The sequence below is a fragment of the Rhizobium herbae genome, assembly GCF_019511375.1.
Taxonomy (GTDB): domain Bacteria; phylum Pseudomonadota; class Alphaproteobacteria; order Rhizobiales; family Rhizobiaceae; genus Pararhizobium; species Pararhizobium herbae_A.
Genome location: NZ_JAEUAO010000008.1, coordinates 69,905 through 93,018 on the forward strand (window position 1 = coordinate 69,905; position 23,114 = coordinate 93,018).

Here is a 23,114-nt window from a genome sequence, read left to right on the forward strand (position 1 = left end):
TCAGGCTTCCTCCCAGCCGTCGGCAGCGCCATGCCGGCGCTTCCTCAGGCAACTTTGCGGATAGTCTCCCGCATGTATTCCTCCAACCCGGCGGCTTCCGCCTGGGTCAATTTCAATCCAAGCTTGGTGCGGCGCCACAACACGTCCTCGGCGCGGCGCGCCCACTCCTGGCTAATCAGCCACTGCACCTCGACCTCATAGAGATCGGCGCCGAAATGTCGCCCGAGGCCCTCGGCCCTGTCGATCTCGCCGAGCAGGCTTACGGCCAGCGTGCCATACAGCCGAACCAGCCGGCGCGCATGGCGCTCGGCCAGAAAGGGGTAGCGGTTCTTCAGCTTTGCGACTTCGGCCTCGTAACCGGTAGCCGGGAAATTGCCACCCGGCAGCACGCTGTTCGCCGTCCACGGAGCACCCTTGGCGCCGATCGCACCGGCGATTTTTTCCAGCGCATGTTCGCTGAGCCGGCGATAGGTCGTCAGCTTGCCGCCGAAGACGTTGAGCAGCGGCGCGTCGCCATTGTTGGCATCGATCTTCAGCACATAGTCCCGCGTAGCCTCCTGCGCCTTCGAGGCGCCGTCATCGTAGAGCGGGCGAACGCCGGAATAGGTCCAGACGACATCGGCGGGTTTGACCGGTTCGGAGAAATACTCGCTCGCCGCATTGCAGAGATAGTTGATCTCGCCGTCGGTGATCTGGATGTTTTTCGGGTCGCCGGTGAAATCGCTGTCGGTCGTGCCAATCAGCGTGAAATCGGTCTCATAAGGAATTGCGAAGATGATCCGGTTGTCCGGATTCTGGAAGAAATAGGCACGCAGATCGTCGAACTTCTTCTTCACGACAATATGGCTGCCCTGAACCAGGCGGACATTGTGGACCTTGTTCTTGCCGACCGCATTGGACAGAACCACATCGACCCATGGGCCGGCGGCGTTGATCAGCATGCGCGCCTTGAAGGTGTTGACGACGCCGCTCGCATCATTCTCGACATCGACCGACCAGAGGCCGCCCTCGCGCCGGGCAGAGACCACGCGGCTGCGGGTCATGATGCGGGCACCCTTTTGCGCGGCGTCGCGGGCGTTCAGAACCACGAGACGGGCATCGTCGACCCAGCCGTCGGAATATTCGAATGCCTTGGTGAACAGCGCCTTCAGCGGCTTGGCGGCCGGATCGCGGCGCATGTCCAGCGTGCGGGTGGCGGGAAGCAGCTTGCGGCCGCCGATATGGTCGTACAGGAAGAGGCCGAGCCGGATGAGCCAGGCCGGCCGGATACCGCCCTTGTGGAAGGGCAGGACAAAGCGCATCGGCCAGATGATGTGCGGGGCCATCGCCCAGAGCACTTCGCGCTCCATCAGCGATTCACGCACCAGCCTGAACTCATAATGTTCAAGATAGCGCAGTCCGCCATGAATGAGCTTGGTGGCGCGCGAGGATGTGCCGGAAGCGAAATCGTCCATTTCAGCGAGCGCAACCGAATAACCACGGCCGACAGCATCCCTTGCGATGCCGCACCCGTTGATGCCGCCACCGATGACGAAGATGTCGAACACGTCCTGCGCAGGCACTGCTTCCCTCCCATATTTCGCATTGCACAATATTGAGCACATGCGAAAGTGAAAACACTTAAAACGAAATTCGTACGAATGTCAAACGAATGTTTAGGGAAAGCCCGCCGCGCGGAAACTAGCGTGCCGTCTCGATCAGCCGGACGTCCTGCTCCTGGCAGATGGTCCGCACGTTTTCGACCGGACAGATGTCGGTGATGAAGGTGTGAACCTGGGTTATATGGCCGATTCGCACCGGAGCGGTGCGCTCGAACTTGGTCGAATCGGAAACGAGGATGACATGGCGGGCATTGGCGATGATCGCCTGCGCCACTTTCACTTCGCGATAATCGAAATCGAGAAGCGCGCCGTCGTGATCGATCGCCGACGCGCCGATGACGGCGTAGTCCACCTTGAACTGCCGGATGAAATCGACGGCCGCCTCGCCGACGATGCCGCCATCGGCACCGCGCACCACACCCCCGGCAATAACCACCTCGATCGACGGGAAAACCCGCAACCTATTGGCAACATTGATGTTATTTGTGATGACCATCAACTCGGTGTGATCAAGAAGCGCTTCGCCGACGGCCTCGGTTGTCGTACCGATATTGATGAACAGCGAGGAATTGTTGGGGATCATTGCCGCCGCCGCCTGGCCGATCGCCTGCTTCTCGAGCGCTGCAATCGACCGGCGGGCTTCGTATTTCACATTCTCGTTGCCGCGCGGGAAGATCGCTCCGCCATGAATGCGCGTCAGCACGCGCCCGTCGCAAAGATCGTTCAGATCCTTGCGGATGGTCTGCGGGGTCACCGAAAAACGCGCGGCGAGCTCATCGACGAGAACCCGGCCCTCCGTTTTGGCAAGATCGAGGATTTCCGACTGCCGGCCCGTCAGATACATGAATATTCCTCCCCTGTCGTTTTCGTTTTCTTTCATAATATGCAAAAACGAAAGGCGACGCAATTTCATTAACGCGATAAGCGCTCGAAATGAACCTGCATGCACTTGCGCGTTGCAATTCAAGCCGGGATGCGACAGCCTGTCGTCGCCGAGGAGGAAGTACGGAATGTTTCATCCATCGCTGTTCAAGGGCATGAACGTCGTCGTCACCGGCGCCGGGCGCGGGATCGGCCTGGAGGTGGCGCGGCAGTTTCTCGATTGTGGTGCGACCGTCTATCTGCACGGCGGACGCGTGGCACGCGAGCCGCTGCCCGACTTTCTCGAGGCAGCCCTGACTGACGGCCGGGCGTTTCTGTCCTATGCCGATTTCTCCACCGCCGGCGGCGTCGAGCTGCTTGCATCAAGCATCGCCTCGCGATTCCAGGCGATCGACGTGCTGGTCAACAATGCCGGCACCATGGTCGGCCGGTTTTCAGCCGACGAACTGACGGACGAACACTATGAGACGGTGGTGCAACTGAACCAGACCTCCGTCGTCCAGACCACCCGCGCCCTGCTGCCGCTTCTCAGGCGCGGCACGCACCCGGCCATCGTCAACACCGTTTCGATCTCGGCGCTGACCGGCGGCAGCGCCGGCTCATCGATCTATTCGGCGACCAAGGCTTTCGTCTCTACCTATTCCAAAGCGCTTGCCCGCGAGCTGGCGCCCGGCATCCGGGTCAATTGCGTTTCGCCGGGCACGATCAGCACCGACTTCCACGAGCGCTATTCCTCGCCCGAGAAACTGGAAGCGACGCGCAAGACCATCCCGCTGCAGCGGCTTGGCACGGCGGAAGATTGCGCGCCCGCCTATCTCTTTCTCGCGTCGAACGCGCTCTCCGGCTATATCACGGGCCAGGTTCTCGAGGTGAACGGCGGCAGTTGATCTGCTGAGAGCCGACGAGACGACAGTCGGGAGGATTGGCGTGATCGACAAGCTGGAATTCTTCATTGCCCTTGCCCAGGAGAGGCATTTCGGCCGTGCCGCCGAACAATGCGGTATCACCCAGCCGACGCTCTCTGCCGCGATCAAGCAGCTGGAAGATCAGCTCGGCGTCATGCTGGTCAATCGCGGCTCGCGCTACCAGAGCCTGACGCCGGAAGGCCAGCGCGTGCTGGAATGGGCCCGCCGCATCGTCGGCGATTCGCGCACCATGCACGAGGAGATGCGCGCAGCCCGGCGCGGCCTCGTCGGCCACATCAGGCTGGCGGCGGTGCCAACGACGCTTGCCATGGTGCCGCGCATCACCGCTCCCTTCCAGGAAAAACATCCGGAAGTGACCTTCTCGATTCTTTCCACGACATCGCTCAAGATCCTCGGATTGCTGGAAAATCTCGAGATCGACGCCGGCCTGACCTATCTCGAGAACGAGCCGCTCGGACGCGTCACCAGCGTGCCGCTGCAGGTGGAGCGCTATCATCTCGTCACCGCCGCCGGAACCGAACTGGCGGATCGCGAAAGCGTGACCTGGAAGGAAATCGGCGGCATTCGGCTTTGTCTATTGACCGCCGATATGCAGAACCGACGCATCATCAACCAGCATTTCGCCGAAGCCGGCGTCACCGTCGCGCCGACGCTCGAATCAAACTCGATGATCGTGCTTTTTTCGCACGTGCGCACCGGCCACTGGTCCAGCATCATGCCCTACAACGTCGGGAAATCATTCGGGTTTCACGATGAAATCCGCCTGATCCCGATTGTCGAGCCGGATGCGCAGCACACCGTCGGACTGGTGGCGACGCACCGCGAGCCCTTCACCCCGCTCGTCTCCGCGCTTTTGCATGAAGCCCGCATTTTGGCCGAGGCGCAAACCTTTCGATAGAAAATATCTATCGCCCAACGAAACAGGCATATTGACCCCTTCCGTCGCTGCTGCAAAGCTCATTTCCTGCGCGAAGCGCGATTGCGGCTTTTGCCCTGACCGGCCGGATGTTCTTGGAGGAGCGCCGATCAAAATGGTCTCGGCAGTCCCTCATCGCCAAGCGAAACTCGTTTCAGTTCGGGAGGTCTGAACGTTGAACCTGCATCTATCAAGCCGCGATATCGGCATCAGAACGCTGGATATCGTCAGCGAGATGAAGTCGCTCGAAGGGCCGCTTCTGCCGATTCTGCACGAAATCCAGGCCGAGTTCGGCTATGTGCCGCAGGAGGCCCTGCCGATCATTGCGCGCGAGCTCAACCTGTCGCGTGCCGAGGTGCACGGCGTCGTCACCTTCTATCATGACTATCGCGACCACCCGGCAGGCCGGCATGTCTTGAAACTCTGTCGCGCCGAAGCCTGCCAGTCGATGGGCGGCGACCAGCTTGCCGAACGGGTCAAGACCCTGCTTGGCATCGATTTCCACCAGACGACGCTCGATGGAGCGGTAACGCTCGAACCCGTCTACTGTCTCGGGCTCTGTTCCGCAGCACCCGCCGCAATGCTTGACGGCGAGATGCATGGCCGGCTCGATGCGGATGCGGTGGATGGCCTCGTTGCGGAGGTCCGCGCATGACCGTCAGGATTTACGTTCCCAGGGATGCGGCGGCGCTGGCGCTTGGCGCCGAACGTGTTGCCAAGGTGCTCGCAAGCGAAATCGAAGCACGCGGCCTCGACGCCACCATCGTGCGCAACGGATCGCGCGGCCTGCACTGGCTGGAGCCGATGGTCGAGGTCGAGACGGCGCAAGGCCGGATCGCCTACGGCCCGGTCAAGTCATCCGATGTCGCCGGCCTGCTCGATGCCGGACTGGTCGAAGGTGGCAATCATGCGCTCTGCCTCGGAAAGACCGAGGAACTGCCGTTCCTGAAAAGCCAGACGCGACTGACCTTTGCCCGCTGCGGCATCATCGATCCGCTGTCGCTTGCCGACTACCGGGCGCATGACGGGTTGAAGGGGCTGGAACGGGCCGTCACCCTGGCGCCGGCCGATATCGTCGCCCATGTGACCGAGAGCGGCCTGCGCGGACGCGGCGGTGCAGGCTTCCCGACCGGCATCAAGTGGAAGACGGTGCTCGAGACGCCGGGCGTGCGCAAATACATCGTCTGCAATGCCGATGAGGGCGACAGCGGTACCTTTGCCGACCGCATGATCATGGAAGGCGACCCCTTCGTGCTGATCGAGGGCATGGCGATCGCCGGCATCGCGACCGGTGCGACCAAGGGCTTCGTCTATATCCGCTCGGAATATCCGCACGCCATCGCGACGATGACGCAAGCGGTGGAGATCGCCCATAAGGCGGGGGTACTCGGGACTTCGGTGCTCGGTTCGCCGCACGCCTTCGATATCGAAATTCGCGCCGGCGCCGGCGCCTATGTCTGCGGCGAGGAAACGGCGCTTCTGAACTCGCTCGAAGGCAAGCGCGGCATCGTGCGCGCCAAACCGCCGCTGCCCGCCCACAAGGGCCTGTTCGACTGTCCGACCGTCATCAACAACGTCATCTCGCTCGCCTCGGTGCCGATCATCATGGACAAGGGGCCGAGCTACTACAAGGACTTCGGCATGGGCCGCTCGCGCGGCACAATCCCGATCCAGATCGCCGGCAATGTCCGGCATCGCGGGCTTTACGAGGCAGCCTTCGGCCTGACGCTGGGTCAGATCGTCGACGACATCGGCGGCGGCACGGCCTCGGGTCGGCCGGTGAAGGCCGTGCAGGTCGGCGGCCCCCTCGGTGCCTATTTCCCGCGCGCACTGTTCGACACGCCCTTCGACTACGAAGCCTTCGCGGCAAAAGACGGGCTGATCGGCCACGCCGGCATCGTCGTATTCGACGACACGGCCGACATGCTGAAACAGGCGCGTTTCGCCATGGAATTCTGTGCGGTGGAAAGCTGCGGCAAGTGCACGCCGTGCCGCATCGGCTCGACCCGCGGCGTCGAGGTGGCCGACAAGATCGCCCAGGGAATCGAACCGGAAAAGAACCGCGAACTGCTCGCCGATCTCTGCAACACGATGAAATTCGGCTCGCTCTGCGCGCTGGGCGGCTTCACGCCCTATCCAGTGATGAGCGCGATGACCCATTTTCCGGACGATTTTTCGCCGGCTCCTCTTGTCGAAGCTGCGGAGTAATTCCCATGTCCCTCATTTCTGAAATCGACTTCGGCACTCCCGCTTCCCGCTCGGAAAAGATGGTGACCCTGACCATCGACGGCAACGAGATCACTGTGCCCGAGGGCACCTCGATCATGCGCGCTTCGATGGAGGCCGGCATCGAGGTGCCGAAACTCTGCGCCAGCGACATGATGGACGCCTTCGGCTCCTGCCGGCTCTGTCTCGTGGAAATCGAAGGCCGGGCCGGCATGCCAGCCTCGTGCACGACGCCGGTGGCGCCCGGGATAAAGGTCTCCACCCAAACCCCGCGACTGAAGGATGTCCGCCGCGGCGTCATGGAACTCTACATTTCAGACCATCCGCTTGATTGCCTGACCTGTGCCGCCAATGGCGATTGCGAGTTGCAGGACATGGCCGGAGCGGTCGGCTTGCGCGACGTGCGCTATGGCTATGACGGCGAAAACCACGTCAAGGCGCGCAATGACGGCGCGATCAACATCAAATGGTCGCCGAAGGACGAATCCAACCCCTATTTCACCTTCGATCCGGCGAAATGCATCGTCTGTTCGCGTTGCGTGCGCGCCTGCGAAGAGGTTCAGGGCACGTTTGCGCTGACGATCGAGGGACGCGGATTCGACAGCCGGGTTTCGGCCGGCATGCATGAAAATTTCCTCGAATCGGAATGCGTCTCCTGCGGCGCCTGCGTGCAGGCCTGCCCGACGGCGACGCTGACGGAAAAATCAGTGATCGAGATCGGCCAGCCGGAGCATTCGGTCGTCACCACCTGCGCCTATTGCGGCGTCGGCTGCTCGTTCAAGGCGGAGATGCGCGGCGAGGAACTGGTGCGCATGGTGCCGTGGAAGGACGGCCAGGCCAATCGCGGCCATTCCTGCGTCAAGGGCCGCTTCGCCTATGGCTATTCGACCCACAAGGAGCGCATCCTCAACCCGATGATCCGCGAGAAGATCACCGATCCCTGGCGCGAAGTCAGCTGGGAAGAGGCCCTTGCCCATACGGCCGCCGAGTTCCGCCGCATCCAGTATCAGCACGGCCGCGATTCGGTCGGCGGCATTACCTCGTCGCGCTGCACCAACGAGGAAACCTATCTCGTCCAGAAGCTGGTGCGCGCCGGCTTCGGCAACAACAATGTCGATACCTGTGCCCGCGTCTGCCATTCGCCGACCGGCTACGGTCTCGGCGCAACCTTCGGTACCTCTGCCGGCACACAGAACTTCGATTCGGTCGAACACACCGACGTCGTCATCATCATCGGCGCCAATCCGACTGATGGTCATCCGGTCTTCGCCTCGCGGCTGAAGAAGCGCCTGCGCCAGGGTGCCAAGCTGATCGTCATCGACCCGCGCCGTATCGACATGGTATCCTCGCCGCATGTCAGGGCGTCGCATCATCTGCCGCTGCGCCCCGGCACCAATGTCGCCGTCGTCACCTCGCTGGCGCATGTCATCGTCACCGAGGGCCTCTACGACGAGAAATTCATCCGCGAGCGCTGCGACTGGTCGGAATTCGAGGACTGGGCGGCCTTCGTCGCCGAGCCGCATCACAGCCCGGAAGAAGTCGAAAAACTCTCCGGTGTGCCCGCCGAGGAAATCCGCGGCGCCGCCCGGCTGTTTGCCACCGGCGGCAACGGCTCGATCTATTACGGTCTCGGCGTCACCGAACACAGCCAGGGCTCGACGACGGTCATGGCGATCGCCAACCTGGCCATGGCGACCGGCAACATCGGCCGCCCCGGCGTCGGCGTGAACCCGCTGCGCGGCCAGAACAACGTCCAGGGTTCCTGCGACATGGGCTCCTTCCCGCATGAACTGCCGGGCTACCGCCACGTGTCCGACGATGTGACCCGTGACATCTTCGAAAAGCTCTGGGGCGTGACGATCTCGAACGAGCCGGGCCTGCGCATCCCCAACATGCTGGACGCTGCCGTCGACGGCTCCTTCAAGGGCATCTACATCCAGGGCGAGGATATCCTCCAGTCCGACCCGGATACCAAGCACGTCTCGGCTGGTCTCGCCGCGATGGAATGCGTCGTCGTGCAGGACCTGTTCCTCAACGAGACGGCCAACTACGCGCATGTCTTCCTGCCCGGCTCGACCTTCCTCGAGAAGGACGGCACCTTCACCAATGCCGAGCGCCGCATCAACCGTGTGCGCAAGGTGATGACGCCGCGCAACGGCTATGCCGACTGGGAAGTGACCCAGAAGCTGGCGCAGGCGATGGGCCTCAACTGGAACTACAGCCATCCGTCGCAGATCATGGACGAAATCGCCGCGACGACGCCGAGTTTTGCCATGGTCTCCTACGACTATCTGGAAAAGATGGGTTCGGTGCAGTGGCCCTGCAACGAGAAGGCACCACTCGGCTCCCCGATCATGCACGTCAACGGTTTCGTCCGCGGCAAGGGCAAGTTCATCCGCACGGAATATGTGGCGACCGACGAGAAGACCGGTCCGCGCTTTCCGCTGCTGCTCACCACCGGCCGCATCCTGTCCCAGTACAATGTCGGCGCCCAGACGCGGCGCACGGACAATGTCGTCTGGCACGAGGAGGACCGGCTGGAAATCCACCCCAACGATGCCGAGATGCGCGGCGTGCGCGACGGCGACTGGGTGAAGCTGATGAGCCGCTCCGGCGATACGACGCTTCGGGCCCTGATCACCGAGCGCGTCGCCCCCGGCGTCGTCTACACCACCTTCCACCATCCTACGACGCAGGCGAACGTCATCACCACCGACTTCTCCGACTGGGCAACCAACTGTCCCGAATATAAGGTGACGGCGGTGCAGGTCTCGCCCTCGAACGGTCCGTCGCAATGGCAGGTCGACTACGACGAACAGGCCCGCCAGTCGCGCCGGATCGCCGGCAAGATGGAGGCTGCGGAGTAATTTCCGATGTTCGAGTTTGCCGTGCTCACGCCCCTCGGCCCTGTCGGGCAGTTCCACCTTAAAGGGGGAGATTGGCTGTGCGCGCCCACAGCGCCCTCTGCATTGCACCTGGAACTTTCTAGGAATGCGAATGTAAACAGAGCCCGCGGAAGCATCCGCATATTCCAATCTCCCCCCTTGAGGGGGAGATGTCACGCAGTGACAGAGGGGGGTGCCGTGCACTCCGTCGCAGCATGACCCCGTTCAAACTCACGCAAAAGGTCCGCGAAACCGCCCGCCGCAATGGAAAGCTCGGTGCCGGCAGCCGTGTCGTGCCTGAGGAAACCCCGATCGCCTTTTCCTATGGCGGTTCGACCCATGCCGTGATGATGGCGACACCCGGCGATTTCGAGGACTTCGCCGTCGGCTTCAGCCTGACGGAGGGCATCATTGACGATCCCGCAGCGATCGAGTCGATCGAAGCGGTGGCAGACGAGAAGGGCATCGATCTGCAGATCGTCCTGAAAGACGAGCAGAACGACGCACTCACCGCCCGCCGCCGCCATATGGCCGGGCCGGTCGGCTGCGGGCTCTGCGGCATCGAATCGATCGAGCAGGCGGTGCGCAAGACACCGTCGGTGACGGGTTCGCCGCTACGCCTTACGCAACAACAGATCGTCGAGGCTGTGGCGCTCTTGAACGGCCAGCAGCCGCTGCATTTCGAGACGCGGGCCGTGCATGGGGCCGGCTTCTATGTGCCCGGCAAGGGACTGATCGCCGTGCGCGAGGATGTCGGCCGGCACAATGCGCTCGACAAGCTGGTGGGGGCAGCGGCGCGGGCCGGCCATTCCGGCGCAAGCGGCGCCGTCATCGTCACCAGCCGGGTTTCCGTCGAGATGGTACAGAAGACCGCCATCATCGGCAGCCCCTTCATCATCGCCATTTCCGCCCCGACGGCGCTTGCCATCCGAACCGCAGACGAAGCCGGGATGACGCTGATCGCGCTGGTGCGCGGCGCCGAGTTCGAGATTTTCACCCATTCAGACCGTATCCAGTCCGGAGCCATCGCCGATGTCGCTTGATCACACCAATGCCAAACTCGTGCGGATGGCGAACCAGATCGCCACCTTCTTTAAGTCGCAGCCGGAGGCCGAGCGCGTCCACGGCGTTGCCACGCATATCAACAAGTTCTGGGAACCGCGCATGCGCAAGGCGTTCTTCGAGCTTGTCGAACGCGGCGATGCAGGCTTTGACCCCATCGTGATCGCAGCCGCCGATATCATCAAACGCCCTGGCAGCCCTTCTGCGGCCGCCGAGACGCCGGAGCATGTCGATCTCGCCATGCAGCAGGCCGGCTTCAGCGATTGATTCGCGTCGACAGGATGATTGACGACAGGGTCTTCTCGACACCGTCGATCTCGCCGATCCGGTCGATAACCAGATCGAGTTCACTGATCGAGGAGGCGGCAATGATGGCGATCAGATCGAAGCTGCCGCTGACTGAATGCAATGTCCGCACGTCCTCGATGGCATGAAGCTCCTGCGTCACCCGCGCCAGCGCCTTCGGCGCCAACGTGATCAGCACATGCGCCTTGACGAGCCCCTTCTCGAAATCCTCCGATAGCCGCACGCCATAGCCGGCGATCACCCCATCCCGCTCCAGCCGCTCGATCTTCGCCTGCACCGTGGTACGCGAGAGGCCAAGCTTGCGAGCGAGCAGCGCCGTGGCCATGCGGGCGTTTTCGCTGAGCAGCGAGAGAAGCTGCCTGTCCTTGTCGGCCAACGTCATTATGTACATCCTCAATGGCGATATGCCGATTATTGTACGGCATTTCTATCATATCAGCGCTTCATATCAACAGTCGAAACTTCGATAATCGCAGCAGACAGATTCAGTTGGGGGACCCGCCATGAAAAACATCGTCGTCATCGGAGCCGGCAAGATCGGCTCGACCATCGCCAGGCTTCTTGCCCATTCCGGCGATTACCACGTCACGCTCGCCGACCGCAGCGCCGAGCAGCTTTTCCAGATCGAAAGGCACGAGGCGATCACCACCACCGAGATCGACATTGACGACGGCAACGCGCTGGTCGGCCTGCTTGCCGGCAAGTTCGCGGTTCTCAGCGCCGCTCCGTTCCATCTGACGATCGCGATCGCCGAAGCCGCCTCCAAGGCCGGCGTCCACTATCTCGACCTCACCGAAGACGTCGAATCGACCCGCCGGGTGAAGGCCATCGCCGCAACTGCAAGCACCGCCTTCATCCCGCAATGCGGCCTGGCGCCGGGTTTCATCTCGATCGTCGCCAATGATCTTGCCCATCATTTCGACACGCTCGACAGCGTGCGCATGCGCGTCGGCGCGCTGCCGCAATACCCCTCCAACGCCCTCAACTATAACCTGACCTGGAGCACGGACGGCGTCATCAACGAATATATCGAGCCCTGCGAGGCGATCGTCGAAGGCCAGCTGATCGAAGTTCCGGCGCTGGAGGAACGCGAGGAGTTTTCGCTGGACGGCGTCACCTACGAGGCTTTCAACACCTCCGGCGGCCTCGGCACGCTGTGCGAGAGCCTCAAGGGCAAGGTGCGAACGCTCAACTACCGCACCATCCGCTATCCCGGCCATGCCGCGATCATGAAGGCGCTGCTCAACGATCTCGGCCTGCGCCACCGCCGCGACGTGCTGAAGGATATATTCGAGAACGCCCTGCCCTCTACCATGCAGGACGTCGTCATCATCTTCGTCACCGTCGCAGGCCGCAAGGATGGCCGCCTCGTGCAGGAAACCTACGCCAACAAGGTCTACAGCGCCGTCGTCGCGGGCCGCATGATGAGCGCCATCCAGATCACCACGGCCTGCAGCATCTGCGCCGTGCTGGACATGCTGGCCAAGGGCGAACTGCCTTCGAAGGGCTTCATCCGCCAGGAGGAAATCGGCCTCGACGCATTCCTCAAGAGCCGTTTCGGCCATTACTACGAGCAGAAGGCTTATGCGGACAAAATGGCAGGCTGACCGGCAGGGCGCCATTGACAAGACCATGGACCGCAGCGCCCGGGATTGAAAAATCCCGGGCGTTTTCGTGTTCATCATTCAGGACATTTGCACGCTTGAAAGGAGCTTGCGTGGCGTCGAGGCCGCATGTGCGCCGAAATCCTAGGTCCGGCCGAATTCGTCGGCCAGCCGGACAGTATCATCGTCCTTGAGATAGGAACCGGTCTGCACCTCAATCAGTTCCAGCGGGATCTTGCCGGGATTGGTCAGCCGGTGCACGACGCCCTGCGGGATATAGACCGACTCGTTTTCGTGTAGCAGGCGGGTCTCGCTGCCGATGGTGATTTCCGCCGTGCCGCGCACGACGATCCAGTGCTCCGAGCGATGGTGATGCTTCTGCAGCGAGATCTTGCGGCCGGGCGTGACATGGAGCCGCTTCACCTCGAAGCGTTCGCCGCTCAGCACCGAGGAGACGTCACCCCAGGGGCGATAGGAGGTCGGGTGGGTTTCCGTCAACGGCCGCGTCTTGGCCGACATGGCGAGCTTCTTGACGATCTTGCCGACGTCCTGGCTGTCCTTGAGGTGCCCGACATAGACGGCGTCCTCGCTGGCGATAACGGCGACATCCTCCAGCCCATGCACGGCGAGATGAATATCCCGCGACAGGACGAGAGAGTTGCGCGTGTTGCTCACCGAAGCATTTTCGCCAACGACATTACCCTGTTTGTCCTTTTCGCCGATGGCCCAGACGGAGTCCCAGCTGCCAAGGTCGGACCAGCTGAAGGACGATGGAACGACGGCCGCATCGGCAGTATTTTCAAACACCGCATAGTCCACCGAAATGTCCGGCGCCTGCGAGAAGGCCGCCTCATCAAGCCGGTCGAAGTCGAGATCGTGCTTCCTATCCTGGAAAGCCCGCAGCGCCGCTTCGTGAACGGCCGGCGCATAGCGCAGGATTTCCGCGAGGAACCGGCCGACGGGCAGCATGAACATGCCGGAGTTCCAGAGATAGCGGCCGCTCGCCAGCAGTTCCTCGGCGCGTTCACGGTTCGGCTTCTCGACGAAGCGGGCAACGGTCTTTGCGCCCGTGGCGAGATCGGCGCCCGTTTCGATGTAACCGTAACCGGTCGCGGGTTCGGTCGGCCGGATGCCGAATGTCACAAGCTTGCCGGCCCTGGCGGTCTCCCGCGCGATGCGGATGCAATCGAAATAGTGGTCGCCGGCGTCGATCTCGTGATCCGACGCGAGAACCTGCATGATCGCGTCATCGCCATATTCACGCTGGACGGCAAAAGCGGCCGCGGCAAGTGCCGGCGCCGTATTGCGGGCGATCGGCTCCAAAAGGATGCTCGACAGCGGCGCTTCGAGCGCTCGTGCCTGCTCGGCAACCATGAAGCGGAACTCGGCATTGGTGACGACGACAGCCGGCGTGTACCGCCGCGGATCAGACACCCGCTGCAAGGTCTTCTGGAACAGCGAATGGTCGCCGAGAAACTGGAGAAACTGTTTTGGCGCCGCCGATCGCGACAGCGGCCACAGCCGCGTTCCCTTGCCACCGGCCATGATGACCGGCACGATCTTCGAAGGCATTCGTATCCTCTTGTCCCTTGTCGGGCGGCCCGCCCGAAATACAAAAATGTCTGCGACGGCGCAGCCTACCGGAAAACGATTGTTAGTGAAACCATCTCGCAAATGCGGGAATGTAGAAGCAAAGCTTTAGCGCGGCAGCGGCCGTCCGGAAATGAATATGTCGTGTCAATCGAATTGGTGGCTATTAGAAAACCCCGCCGGAGCGGGGTTGGAAAGTCATTCATCAGCCTTTCAGAAGGCGACGAGAATGCCGTTCAACTGGGTGAGCTCGGTCAGGAACGTCTCGGCCCTCGTACGCTGTTCGTCACCATGCGCAATACCTTCGAGTTCGTTCTTGGCGGCCTCGATGCGCTTCTCGATCAACGTGCGATCGACCTCCTCGACAGGAACGGCCGATTCGGCAAGCAGCGTGCAACCCGTCGGCAGGATGTCGGCGAAACCGCCGAATACGACGTAACGGCTGACCGTGCCGTCAGCGGCCTTCACGGTCACGACACCCGGCTTCACCGTCGTCATCGTGGGGGCGTGATTGGCCATGACGGTCATCTCGCCTTCCGTTGCCGGAATGACGACTTCGCTGACGCGCTCGGACAGCAGCAGGCGTTCCGGAGAGACGAGTTCGAAATTGAAATCAGCCATGATCATTCGCTTCTTTTCGAGCTACCGGCCAAAATCTGCCAGTAGAGAATTCCGTTCGGCACAGCCGGACTTATCCAGCCGCAGCGATTGAGGATCGGGGCGAGCCTTGGTCCGCCCCGATCGAAACGCATCAAGCGGCTTCGGCTGCCAGCTTCTTGGCCTTTTCGATTGCTTCCTCGATGGAGCCGACCATGTAGAAGGCGGCCTCCGGGAGATGGTCGTAGTCGCCGTTGACCAGGCCCTTGAACCCCTTGATCGTGTCTTCGAGGGCAACCAGCTTGCCCGGCGAACCGGTAAAGACTTCCGCGACGAAGAACGGCTGCGACAGGAAGCGCTCGATCTTGCGGGCGCGGGCGACGGCCAGCTTGTCTTCTTCCGACAGTTCGTCCATGCCCAGGATGGCGATGATGTCCTGGAGCGACTTGTAGCGCTGCAGGGTCGTCTGCACCTTGCGCGACACCTCATAGTGCTCTTCGCCGACAACCATCGGGTCGAGCATGCGCGAGGTCGAGTCGAGCGGGTCAACGGCCGGGTAGATACCCTTTTCGGCGATCGAGCGCGACAGAACGGTCGTGGCATCGAGGTGGGCGAACGAGGTTGCCGGCGCCGGGTCGGTCAAGTCGTCGGCCGGAACGTAGATGGCCTGAACCGAGGTGATCGAGCCCTTGGTCGTGGTGGTGATGCGTTCCTGCATCTGACCCATGTCGGTGGCAAGCGTCGGCTGATAGCCCACGGCCGAAGGAATACGACCGAGAAGCGCCGACACTTCGGAACCTGCTTGGGTGAAGCGGAAGATGTTGTCGACGAAGAACAGAACGTCCTGGCCCTTGTCGCGGAAATCTTCAGCGATCGTCAGACCGGTCAGGGCGACGCGAGCGCGGGCACCCGGCGGTTCGTTCATCTGACCGTAAACGAGGGCAGCCTTCGAGCCTTCGCCGCCGCCATGCTTGTTGACGCCGGATTCGATCATTTCGTGGTAGAGGTCGTTGCCTTCGCGGGTACGTTCACCCACGCCTGCGAACACCGAGTAACCACCATGCGCCTTGGCGACGTTGTTGATCAGTTCCATGATGAGAACGGTCTTGCCGACGCCGGCGCCGCCGAACAGGCCGATCTTGCCGCCCTTTGCGTAAGGAGCCAGAAGATCGACGACCTTGATGCCGGTGACGAGAATCTGCGCTTCCGTCGACTGCTCGACATAGGCCGGAGCGTCCTGGTGGATGGCGCGGCGGCCGGAGGTGACGAGCGGACCGGCTTCATCAACCGGCTCACCGATGACGTTCATGATGCGGCCGAGCGTCTCATCGCCAACCGGAACGGTGATCGCAGCACCGGTGTCGACGACCGGCTGACCGCGAACCAGACCTTCGGTCGAGTCCATGGCGATCGTGCGGACAGCGTTTTCGCCGAGGTGCTGGGCAACTTCGAGAACAAGGCGGCTGCCGTTGTTGTCGGTTTCCAGCGCGTTCAGAATTGCCGGCAGCTGACCTTCTTCGAAGGCAACGTCGACAACGGCGCCGATGACCTGCGTCACCTTGCCGGTTGCGCCGGCGACCACAGCCGACGTGGTTGCAGCAGCAGCCTTGACAGTTGCCGTCTTGCGCGGGGCAGCCGGCTTCTTAGCCGCTGCTGTATCTGTGGGGGTAGCTGCCTTAGCCATAATCCTTACCCTCTTTCCGTAACCTTAGAGCGCTTCCGCGCCCGAAATGATTTCAATGAGTTCCTTGGTGATCTGAGCCTGACGCTGACGGTTGTAGGAAAGCGTCAGCTTGTTGATCATTTCACCGGCATTGCGCGTGGCGTTGTCCATCGCGCTCATCTTGGCACCCATTTCGCCGGCAACATTTTCGAGCAGAGCCCGGAAAACCTGCACCGAAATGTTGCGCGGAATGAGATCGCTGAGGATCTCGCCCGCGTCGGGCTCGTATTCGTAGATTGCGCCGGTATCGGCGACCGCTTCCGCCGGGGCCGCAGCCGGGATCAGCTGCAACGTCGTCGGAACCTGGCTGATGACCGACTTGAACTCCGAATAGAACAGAGTGCAGACATCGAACTCGTCCTTTTCGAACAGGCCGATGATCTTCTTGCCGATCTGGTCGGCGTTCTCGAAGCCGATCTTCTTGACTTCACGCAGGTCGACACGGTCGATGATCAGCGAGGCGAATTCGCGACGCAGGATATCGAAGCCCTTCTTGCCGACGCAGATGATCTTCACCGCCTTGCCCTCGGCAAGCAGGTTGCGCACGTGGTCACGAGCGAAGCGGGCGATTTGGCTGTTGAAGCCGCCGCAAAGACCGCGTTCCGCCGTGCAGACCACCAGCAGGTGCGTCTCGTCGCGGCCGTTGCCGGTCATCAGGCGCGGCGCGCTGTCGTCCGATCCGACAGCCTGAGCGATGTTCGAGAGAACCGCGCTCATCCGCTGCGAGTAAGGCCGGGCAGCCTCGGCCGCCTCCTGGGCACGCCGAAGCTTCGCCGCGGCGACCATTTTCATCGCCTTGGTGATCTTCTGCGTCGCCTTGACGGAGGCGATCCTGTTTTTCAGATCCTTAAGTGAAGGCATCCGTTATTCCGTCCTTAATGGAACCCGATCAGGCGAAGGATTTTGCGAAGGCGTCGAGAGCAGCCTTGAGCTTGCCCTTGGTGTCGTCGCTGATGGCCTTTTCCGTGCGGATCGTATCGAGAATGCCCTTGCCCTCGGAGCGCATGTGCGAAAGCAGCCCCTGTTCGAAGGCGCCAACCTTGTTGACGGCGATCTTGTCGAGGTAGCCGTTGACGCCGGCGAAGATCACCGCGACCTGCTCTTCCGTCTTCAGCGGCGAGAACTGCGGCTGCTTCAGGAGTTCGGTCAGGCGAGCACCGCGGTTCAGCAGGCGCTGCGTTGCAGCGTCGAGGTCCGAACCGAACTGGGCGAAGGCGGCCATTTCGCGATACTGGGCGAGTTCGCCCTTGATCGAGCCGGCAACCTGCTTCATCGCCTTGACCTGGGCGGCCGAACCGACGCGGGAAACCGACAGACCGACGTTCACGGCCGGGCGGATACCCTGGTAGAACAGGTCGGTTTCAAGGAAGATCTGGCCGTCGGTGATCGAAATCACGTTGGTCGGAATGAACGCCGAAACGTCGTTACCCTGGGTTTCGATGACCGGCAGAGCCGTCAGCGAACCAGCGCCCTTGTCGTCCGACAGCTTTGCAGCGCGCTCGAGAAGGCGGGAGTGCAGGTAGAAAACGTCGCCCGGATAGGCTTCGCGACCCGGAGGACGACGCAGAAGAAGCGACATCTGACGATAGGCGACGGCCTGCTTGGAAAGGTCGTCGTAACCGATCAGCGCGTGCATGCCGTTGTCGCGGAAATACTCGCCCATGGCAGCGCCGGCGAACGGTGCGAGATACTGCATCGGAGCAGGATCGGAGGCCGTCGCAGCAATAATGATCGAGTACTTCAGGGCGCCACGCTCTTCGAGCACCTTGACGAACTGAGCAACCGTCGAACGCTTCTGGCCGATGGCGACGTAGACGCAGTACAGCTTTTCCGCTTCCGGGCCGTTGTCGTGAATGGCCTTCTGGTTCAGGATCGTGTCCAGAATGATGGCGGTCTTGCCGGTCTGGCGGTCGCCGATGACGAGCTCGCGCTGGCCGCGGCCAACCGGGATCAGCGCGTCGATGGCCTTGAGACCGGTCGACATCGGCTCGTGCACCGACTTGCGCGGGATAATGCCCGGAGCCTTGACGTCGACGCGCGAGCGCTGCTTGGCATTGATCGGACCCTTGCCGTCGATCGGATTGCCGAGCGCGTCCACGACGCGGCCGAGCAGTTCCGGACCAACCGGAACGTCAACGATGGCGCCGGTCCGCTTGACGGTGTCGCCCTCCTTGATTTCGCGGTCGGCGCCGAAAATAACGACACCGACGTTGTCGGCTTCCAGGTTCAGCGCCATGCCGCGAATTCCGCCTGGGAATTCAACCATCTCGCCGGCCTGGACATTGTCCAGACCGTAGACGCGGGCAATACCGTCACCGACGGAAAGCACCTGACCGACTTCGGAGACGACTGCCTCCTGGCCGAAGTTTTTGATTTGATCTTTCAGAATTGCGGAAATTTCCGCGGCGCGGATATCCATCAGCCGACCTCTTTCAGTGCAAGCTTAAGGCTCGAGAGCTTTGTGCGAAGGGAAGTGTCAATCTGGCGGGACCCGACCTTGACGATCAAACCACCGAGAATAGACGGATCGACGGTGACGTTGACCGCCACGTCTTTGCCGGTGACGCCCTTGAGCGCCGCCTTCAATTCAGTTTGCTGCTCTGTCGTGAGCGCGTGCGCCGAAGTCACCTCAGCGGAAACCTCGCCCCGATGACGGGCGGCGATTTCGCGATACGACTTGACGATGCCGGGAACCGCGAACAGGCGGCGATTGCGCGCAACGACTTTCAGGAAATTGCCCACCAGACCCGTAATGCCGGCCTTCGCGACGATCGCGGAAATGGCCTTGAACTGGTCGTCGGCAGAAAAGACCGGGCTGACGATGAGGCGCTTCAGATCGGCACTGTCATCGATCATGCGCTGGAATGCGTCCAGATCAGACCCGACGCTCTCCACCGCTCCCGCTTCAAGCGCGAGATCGAAAAGCGAAGACGCGTACCTTTCTGCAACACCGGAAATAAGCTGGGATGTGTCTGCCACGGGCACAAACTTCTCTTATTTTACTCCAGGGCGATGTCTGCGGAAAAACCGTAAACCCAACGCCTTGAATCTGTTGCGGTATTTTGAGGAATGCGCAAGCCGGGCGGCCTGCTTCCCCCACAAGTCGCGGTTCGTCTAGCATAGGATATCTGGACTCGCAACACGCGAACGGTAGGAATGCGTGATAAGTCTGCATCGTTTGGCCGAATTTCGTCGAAAATGGGGTATGCGCTGGCGAAGTCGCTGTGTGCCCGCCGCAAAACGTCCTCAGACGAGGCCGAAGACATAGGCCAAGGGCAAGGCCGCGAGCACGATTTGAACGCTCAGGAACAACCAGTTCATGACGGTATTGCCGCCGTCCGAAAGCATCGACAGGATGCGGCCGAAAGCGGCGAGAGCGAAGGCGGCACCGAGCGCCAGATACACCATCGGCTGGGCGAGAAGGAGGGCGGCGATGCCGAGGCCAAGATGAAAGCCACCCATGGTCGACCGTGCCTCGGCATAGCCGCCGCGCCGGCCCTCACGCAAATCGATACCGACGGCCCGGTAGGCGAGACCGGGCGCAAAGAGAAAGACGACCCCGATCAACGCCGTGACCACGGCCGCGCAGAACGCCAGGAATTCCCCTGTTTCCGCCGGAATGTAGAACTCCATGGTGCGCCCCTCGCCTGCTCGCTCAGCCGAATCGCTTATCGCACAGACGGATTCTTCCGAAAAGACGATCATGATTGGGCATGCGCCCCACATCGCACATCTATCTGGAACCCAGCGTGTTGTCCTTTGTTGGCGTCAATCTGCGAAGCAGCGGTAATGCCTGGAAGGGAGACCGGCCGATACCGTCGCCTCACAGAAAACTCTGCGGGTCGATATCGAGCTGGACGCTGACGGAGCCGCGCACTTTCGGACCGCACGCCATCATCGTCTTCACGAAGGCCTGCATGTCGCTGTTGCGGCGCCCGTGCACCAGAAGCCGGAAGCGGTGACGGCCGCGGATCAGCGCCAGTGGCGCCTCGGCCGGCCCGAGGATGCTGATGCCGCTGACGCGGGGTGCGGCCTGCCGCAAGCCGCGTGCGTGCGCCTCCGCATCGGCGCGGTTATCGGCCGAGACGATGACGGAGGCCAGCCGGCCGAATGGCGGCAACAGCGCCTTTTCGCGCTCGTTGATCTCCCGTTCGTAAAACGCTTCCGAATCACCCGACACGATCGCCTGCATCACCGGATGCTGCGGCTGGTAAGTCTGCAAGAGGCCGAGGCTCTTCAGGCCGGTGCGCCCCGCCCGCCCCGTCACCTGGCTGAGCAGCTGGAACGTTCGCTCGGCTGCCCGCGGGTCGCCATTGGCAAGGCCGATATCGGCGTCGACGACGCCGACGAAGGTCATCATTGGGAAATTATGGCCCTTGGCGACGAGCTGCGTGCCGACGATGATATCCGCTTCGCCACGGGCAATGGCCTCCAGTTCCAGCCGTAGTCGCTTGACGCCCATCAGGTCGGAGGAAAGCACGATGGTGCGGGCATCGGGGAAATGCCGGTCGACCTCTTCGGCGATGCGCTCGACGCCGGGACCGCAGGCAACCAGATGATCAAAGGTGCCGCATTCCGGGCAGCTCTCCGGCGTCCTTTGCGCATAGCCGCAATGATGGCACTGGATCTGCTCACGGAACCGGTGCTCGACCAGCCAACTCGAGCAATCGGGACACTGGAAGCGATGGCCGCAGACGCGGCAGAGCGTCAGCGGCGCATAGCCGCGGCGATTGAGGAACAGGAGCGCCTGCTCGCCGCGCCCGACGGCCTTGCCGATCTGGTTCAACAGTACCGGCGACAGGAAGCCGCCGCGCTCGGGCGGATGCCGGCGCATGTCGACGACGCCGAGATCGGGGAGTGCCGCGTCGCCGAAGCGCGTCGGCAGGTGGATCGGCCTGTAGCGGCCGAGATCGCCGTTCACCCGGCTCTCGACCGAAGGCGTCGCCGAGACGAGCACGATCGGAAAATCGCCGATGCGGGCGCGCACGACGGCCATGTCGCGCGCATTGTAGAACACGCGGTCTTCCTGCTTGTAGGCCGGATCATGCTCCTCGTCGACGATGATGAGGCCGAGATTCTCGAACGGCAGGAACAGCGCGGAGCGGGCGCCGGCGACAACGCGCACGCCTCCCTCCGTCACCTGCCGCCAGACCTTTTCGCGGGTGCGCGGCGCGAGATCGGAGTGCCACTCGGCGGGCTTCGAGCCGAAGCGGTCCTGGAAGCGCTCGAGGAAGCTCGCCGTCAGCGCGATTTCGGGCAAAAGGATCAAGACCTGCTTGCCCGCCCTCAGCGTCGCCGCGATTGCTTCGAAATAGACCTCGGTTTTGCCGGAGCCGGTGATGCCGTCGATCAGCGAGACGGAAAAACCGCCTGCCGCAACACTCTCCAACAGGTCCTGCGCCGCCCGTTTCTGCGGTCCTTCGAGACGAGGCTCGACATAGTCCGGGTCGGGCACAGCCACGACCGGCGGCGGCGCCATGAAGACCGTCTCGAACACGCCCTGCGCCAGGAGCCCGTCGATCACGCTCGATGAGGTTCCCGCCGCATGGGCAAGGCCCGAGCGGGTCCAGGCAAAGCCGTTATCGGCAGCGGCGATTACCCGCTCCCGCGCTGTCGTCATCCGTTCGGGCCGCGTGTCAGTAAGCCGCAACCCCTCGATCATCGGCTCCGGATCGAAGGCGGCCGGCGCGCGCAGCGCCATGCGGGCGACGAGACCGGGTGGCGAGACGGTATAGGTTGCGACCCAGTCGATGAAAGCGCGCATGTCTTTGCCGAGCGGCGGGCAGTCGAACACCCGTGTAAGGGCCTTGAGCTTCTTCGGGTCGATGCCGCCGTCATCCGTGCCGTCCCAGACGACGCCCATGACCTGGCGCGGTCCGAGCGGCACCTGCACGATCGAACCTGGTTCGACGGCCATTCCTTCCGGCACCGTATAGGAGTATGCTTTCGGAGCGGGCATCGGCACCAGCACGGGCACGACCCGGCGGGCGAACAGGCCGTCAAACAAATCGGTCGAATCTTCGGTCATCGGCCGTGACCTTGCCTGCGGATTGCGTTAAAGAAAACCCCCGAAGCACCAAGCAGCCCGCGCATCCCAAGGGAGAATACCCATGAAGTTTTTTGTCGATACAGCCGATGTGAACGAAATCCGGGAGTTGAACGACCTCGGGCTCGTCGATGGCGTGACGACCAATCCGTCGCTGATCCTGAAGTCCGGCCGCAACATCCTGGAAGTCACCAAGGAAATCTGCGGCATCGTCGAAGGCCCGGTTTCGGCTGAAGTCGCGGCGACCGATTACGAATCGATGATGAAGGAAGCTGCCGTCATTTCGAAGATCGCCGACAACATCTGCATCAAGCTGCCGCTGACGCTCGATGGCCTGAAGGCCTGCAAGAACCTGACCTCCGACGGTCACCAGACGAACGTGACGCTGTGCTTCTCGGCCAACCAGGCGCTGCTCGCCGCCAAGGCCGGCGCCACCTTCGTGTCACCCTTCGTCGGTCGGCTTGACGACATCGCCTTCGACGGCATGGACCTTATCCGCGAAATCCGCCAGATCTTCGACAATTACGGCTACGAGACCGAAATCCTCGCCGCCTCGATGCGCACGGTCAACCACGTCAAGGAAGCAGCCCTCATCGGCGCCGACGTGATCACCGCACCGCCGGCAACGCTAAAGGCGCTGGTCAAGCACCCGCTGACCGACAGAGGCCTCGAAGCCTTCCTCGCCGACTGGGCCAAGACCGGCCAGAAGATCGCCTGATTGGTTCAGGGCGTTGAATGACCTCGAAGCCT

Annotated in this window: 20 protein-coding genes; 9 read left to right on the top strand and 11 right to left on the bottom strand. The window is 62.2% G+C overall.

Annotation, left to right across the window (positions count from 1 at the left end; all coding sequences use genetic code 11):
* Positions 1-44: 44 nt before the first annotated feature.
* A complete protein-coding gene (gene glpD, locus JNB71_RS23880; protein ID WP_222857405.1) occupies positions 45-1,604 on the bottom strand; it encodes a glycerol-3-phosphate dehydrogenase in 1,560 nt (519 codons plus the stop codon).
* A gap of 76 nt (positions 1,605-1,680) precedes the next feature.
* Entirely contained in the window at positions 1,681-2,445 is a 765-nt protein-coding gene (locus tag JNB71_RS23885; protein ID WP_018328671.1) for a DeoR/GlpR family DNA-binding transcription regulator, read from the bottom strand.
* A 166-nt stretch (positions 2,446-2,611) separates the two neighbouring features.
* On the opposite strand from JNB71_RS23885, the gene JNB71_RS23890 reads away from it, so the two are divergent.
* The 7 genes from JNB71_RS23890 (at position 2,612) to JNB71_RS23920 (ending at position 10,765) form a co-directional block, all read left to right on the top strand.
* Positions 2,612-3,370: an SDR family NAD(P)-dependent oxidoreductase gene (locus tag JNB71_RS23890; protein ID WP_220374261.1), complete on the top strand. Its 759-nt coding sequence runs from the start codon at positions 2,612-2,614 to the stop codon at positions 3,368-3,370.
* A 40-nt stretch (positions 3,371-3,410) separates the two neighbouring features.
* Positions 3,411-4,307 (top strand): LysR family transcriptional regulator, encoded by an 897-nt coding sequence (locus JNB71_RS23895; protein ID WP_220374262.1) that lies wholly within the window; start codon positions 3,411-3,413, stop codon positions 4,305-4,307.
* Between the two features lie 193 nt (positions 4,308-4,500).
* On the top strand, positions 4,501-4,980 hold the full coding sequence (locus JNB71_RS23900) for a formate dehydrogenase subunit gamma (RefSeq protein ID WP_220374263.1): 480 nt from the start codon (positions 4,501-4,503) through the stop codon (positions 4,978-4,980).
* A complete protein-coding gene (locus JNB71_RS23905) occupies positions 4,977-6,533 on the top strand; it encodes a formate dehydrogenase beta subunit (RefSeq protein WP_220374264.1) in 1,557 nt (518 codons plus the stop codon). Before JNB71_RS23900 ends, JNB71_RS23905 begins: the two co-directional genes overlap by 4 nt.
* 5 nt (positions 6,534-6,538) lie before the next feature.
* The gene (fdhF, locus tag JNB71_RS23910; RefSeq protein WP_220374265.1) at positions 6,539-9,418 is read left to right on the top strand and encodes a formate dehydrogenase subunit alpha; all 2,880 of its coding nucleotides are present in this window, start codon (positions 6,539-6,541) and stop codon (positions 9,416-9,418) included.
* Positions 9,419-9,651: 233 nt separating this feature from the next.
* Positions 9,652-10,479, top strand: a complete 828-nt coding sequence (gene fdhD / locus JNB71_RS23915; RefSeq protein ID WP_220374266.1) for a formate dehydrogenase accessory sulfurtransferase FdhD — start codon at positions 9,652-9,654, stop codon at positions 10,477-10,479.
* The gene (locus JNB71_RS23920) at positions 10,469-10,765 is read left to right on the top strand and encodes a formate dehydrogenase subunit delta (protein WP_220374267.1); all 297 of its coding nucleotides are present in this window, start codon (positions 10,469-10,471) and stop codon (positions 10,763-10,765) included. Before fdhD ends, JNB71_RS23920 begins: the two co-directional genes overlap by 11 nt.
* On the opposite strand, the gene JNB71_RS23925 is transcribed toward JNB71_RS23920, so the two are convergent.
* Entirely contained in the window at positions 10,755-11,186 is a 432-nt protein-coding gene (locus tag JNB71_RS23925; protein WP_112858791.1) for an Lrp/AsnC family transcriptional regulator, read from the bottom strand. The two genes, JNB71_RS23920 and JNB71_RS23925, sit on opposite strands and share 11 nt — an antisense overlap.
* A 121-nt stretch (positions 11,187-11,307) precedes the next feature.
* On the opposite strand from JNB71_RS23925, the gene JNB71_RS23930 reads away from it, so the two are divergent.
* Positions 11,308-12,411, top strand: coding sequence for a saccharopine dehydrogenase family protein (locus tag JNB71_RS23930; RefSeq protein ID WP_220374268.1), 1,104 nt, complete (start codon positions 11,308-11,310; stop codon positions 12,409-12,411).
* A gap of 141 nt (positions 12,412-12,552) precedes the next feature.
* Here the strand turns inward: JNB71_RS23930 and JNB71_RS23935 are convergent, their stop codons facing one another.
* From JNB71_RS23935 to JNB71_RS23970, 8 genes are all read right to left on the bottom strand, one after another.
* Positions 12,553-13,980 (bottom strand): mannose-1-phosphate guanylyltransferase/mannose-6-phosphate isomerase, encoded by a 1,428-nt coding sequence (locus tag JNB71_RS23935; RefSeq protein WP_220374269.1) that lies wholly within the window; start codon positions 13,978-13,980, stop codon positions 12,553-12,555.
* Between the two features lie 231 nt (positions 13,981-14,211).
* Complete coding sequence (locus JNB71_RS23940; protein ID WP_220374270.1) at positions 14,212-14,619, bottom strand: F0F1 ATP synthase subunit epsilon; 408 nt, start codon at positions 14,617-14,619, stop codon at positions 14,212-14,214.
* A gap of 130 nt (positions 14,620-14,749) precedes the next feature.
* Positions 14,750-16,279 carry a F0F1 ATP synthase subunit beta gene (gene atpD, locus JNB71_RS23945; protein WP_220374271.1) on the bottom strand — a complete coding sequence of 510 codons (1,530 nt, stop codon included), beginning with the start codon at positions 16,277-16,279 and terminating at the stop codon, positions 14,750-14,752.
* A 24-nt stretch (positions 16,280-16,303) separates the two neighbouring features.
* Complete coding sequence (locus JNB71_RS23950; RefSeq protein WP_220374272.1) at positions 16,304-17,179, bottom strand: F0F1 ATP synthase subunit gamma; 876 nt, start codon at positions 17,177-17,179, stop codon at positions 16,304-16,306.
* Positions 17,180-17,207: 28 nt separating this feature from the next.
* Complete coding sequence (gene atpA / locus JNB71_RS23955) at positions 17,208-18,737, bottom strand: F0F1 ATP synthase subunit alpha (protein ID WP_220374273.1); 1,530 nt, start codon at positions 18,735-18,737, stop codon at positions 17,208-17,210.
* The gene (locus JNB71_RS23960; RefSeq protein WP_220374274.1) at positions 18,737-19,303 is read right to left on the bottom strand and encodes a F0F1 ATP synthase subunit delta; all 567 of its coding nucleotides are present in this window, start codon (positions 19,301-19,303) and stop codon (positions 18,737-18,739) included. The genes atpA and JNB71_RS23960 overlap by 1 nt, the downstream gene beginning before the upstream one ends.
* A gap of 261 nt (positions 19,304-19,564) precedes the next feature.
* On the bottom strand, positions 19,565-19,951 hold the full coding sequence (locus tag JNB71_RS23965) for a DUF4345 domain-containing protein (RefSeq protein WP_220374275.1): 387 nt from the start codon (positions 19,949-19,951) through the stop codon (positions 19,565-19,567).
* Between the two features lie 190 nt (positions 19,952-20,141).
* Positions 20,142-22,346, bottom strand: a complete 2,205-nt coding sequence (locus tag JNB71_RS23970; protein WP_220374276.1) for a primosomal protein N' — start codon at positions 22,344-22,346, stop codon at positions 20,142-20,144.
* An 82-nt stretch (positions 22,347-22,428) separates the two neighbouring features.
* Here JNB71_RS23970 and fsa point away from each other — a divergent pair, with 82 nt between their 5' ends.
* Positions 22,429-23,082 (top strand): fructose-6-phosphate aldolase, encoded by a 654-nt coding sequence (gene fsa / locus JNB71_RS23975; RefSeq protein WP_220374277.1) that lies wholly within the window; start codon positions 22,429-22,431, stop codon positions 23,080-23,082.
* Positions 23,083-23,114: the final 32 nt, after the last annotated feature.

What these genes read in the sequence shown, in the direction of transcription:
- glpD (WP_222857405.1), bottom strand. Translation starts at nt 1,604, where the DNA reads ATGTGCTCAATATTGTGCAATGCGAAATATGGGAGGGAAGCAGTGCCT.
- JNB71_RS23885 (WP_018328671.1), bottom strand. Translation starts at nt 2,445, where the DNA reads ATGTATCTGACGGGCCGGCAGTCGGAAATCCTCGATCTTGCCAAAACG.
- JNB71_RS23890 (WP_220374261.1), top strand. Translation starts at nt 2,612, where the DNA reads ATGTTTCATCCATCGCTGTTCAAGGGCATGAACGTCGTCGTCACCGGC.
- JNB71_RS23905 (WP_220374264.1), top strand. Translation starts at nt 4,977, where the DNA reads ATGACCGTCAGGATTTACGTTCCCAGGGATGCGGCGGCGCTGGCGCTT.
- fdhF (WP_220374265.1), top strand. Translation starts at nt 6,539, where the DNA reads ATGTCCCTCATTTCTGAAATCGACTTCGGCACTCCCGCTTCCCGCTCG.
- fdhD (WP_220374266.1), top strand. Translation starts at nt 9,652, where the DNA reads ATGACCCCGTTCAAACTCACGCAAAAGGTCCGCGAAACCGCCCGCCGC.
- JNB71_RS23920 (WP_220374267.1), top strand. Translation starts at nt 10,469, where the DNA reads ATGTCGCTTGATCACACCAATGCCAAACTCGTGCGGATGGCGAACCAG.
- JNB71_RS23925 (WP_112858791.1), bottom strand. Translation starts at nt 11,186, where the DNA reads ATGACGTTGGCCGACAAGGACAGGCAGCTTCTCTCGCTGCTCAGCGAA.
- JNB71_RS23930 (WP_220374268.1), top strand. Translation starts at nt 11,308, where the DNA reads ATGAAAAACATCGTCGTCATCGGAGCCGGCAAGATCGGCTCGACCATC.
- JNB71_RS23935 (WP_220374269.1), bottom strand. Translation starts at nt 13,980, where the DNA reads ATGCCTTCGAAGATCGTGCCGGTCATCATGGCCGGTGGCAAGGGAACG.
- JNB71_RS23940 (WP_220374270.1), bottom strand. Translation starts at nt 14,619, where the DNA reads ATGGCTGATTTCAATTTCGAACTCGTCTCTCCGGAACGCCTGCTGCTG.
- atpD (WP_220374271.1), bottom strand. Translation starts at nt 16,279, where the DNA reads ATGGCTAAGGCAGCTACCCCCACAGATACAGCAGCGGCTAAGAAGCCG.
- JNB71_RS23950 (WP_220374272.1), bottom strand. Translation starts at nt 17,179, where the DNA reads ATGCCTTCACTTAAGGATCTGAAAAACAGGATCGCCTCCGTCAAGGCG.
- atpA (WP_220374273.1), bottom strand. Translation starts at nt 18,737, where the DNA reads ATGGATATCCGCGCCGCGGAAATTTCCGCAATTCTGAAAGATCAAATC.
- JNB71_RS23965 (WP_220374275.1), bottom strand. Translation starts at nt 19,951, where the DNA reads ATGGAGTTCTACATTCCGGCGGAAACAGGGGAATTCCTGGCGTTCTGC.
- JNB71_RS23970 (WP_220374276.1), bottom strand. Translation starts at nt 22,346, where the DNA reads ATGACCGAAGATTCGACCGATTTGTTTGACGGCCTGTTCGCCCGCCGG.
- fsa (WP_220374277.1), top strand. Translation starts at nt 22,429, where the DNA reads ATGAAGTTTTTTGTCGATACAGCCGATGTGAACGAAATCCGGGAGTTG.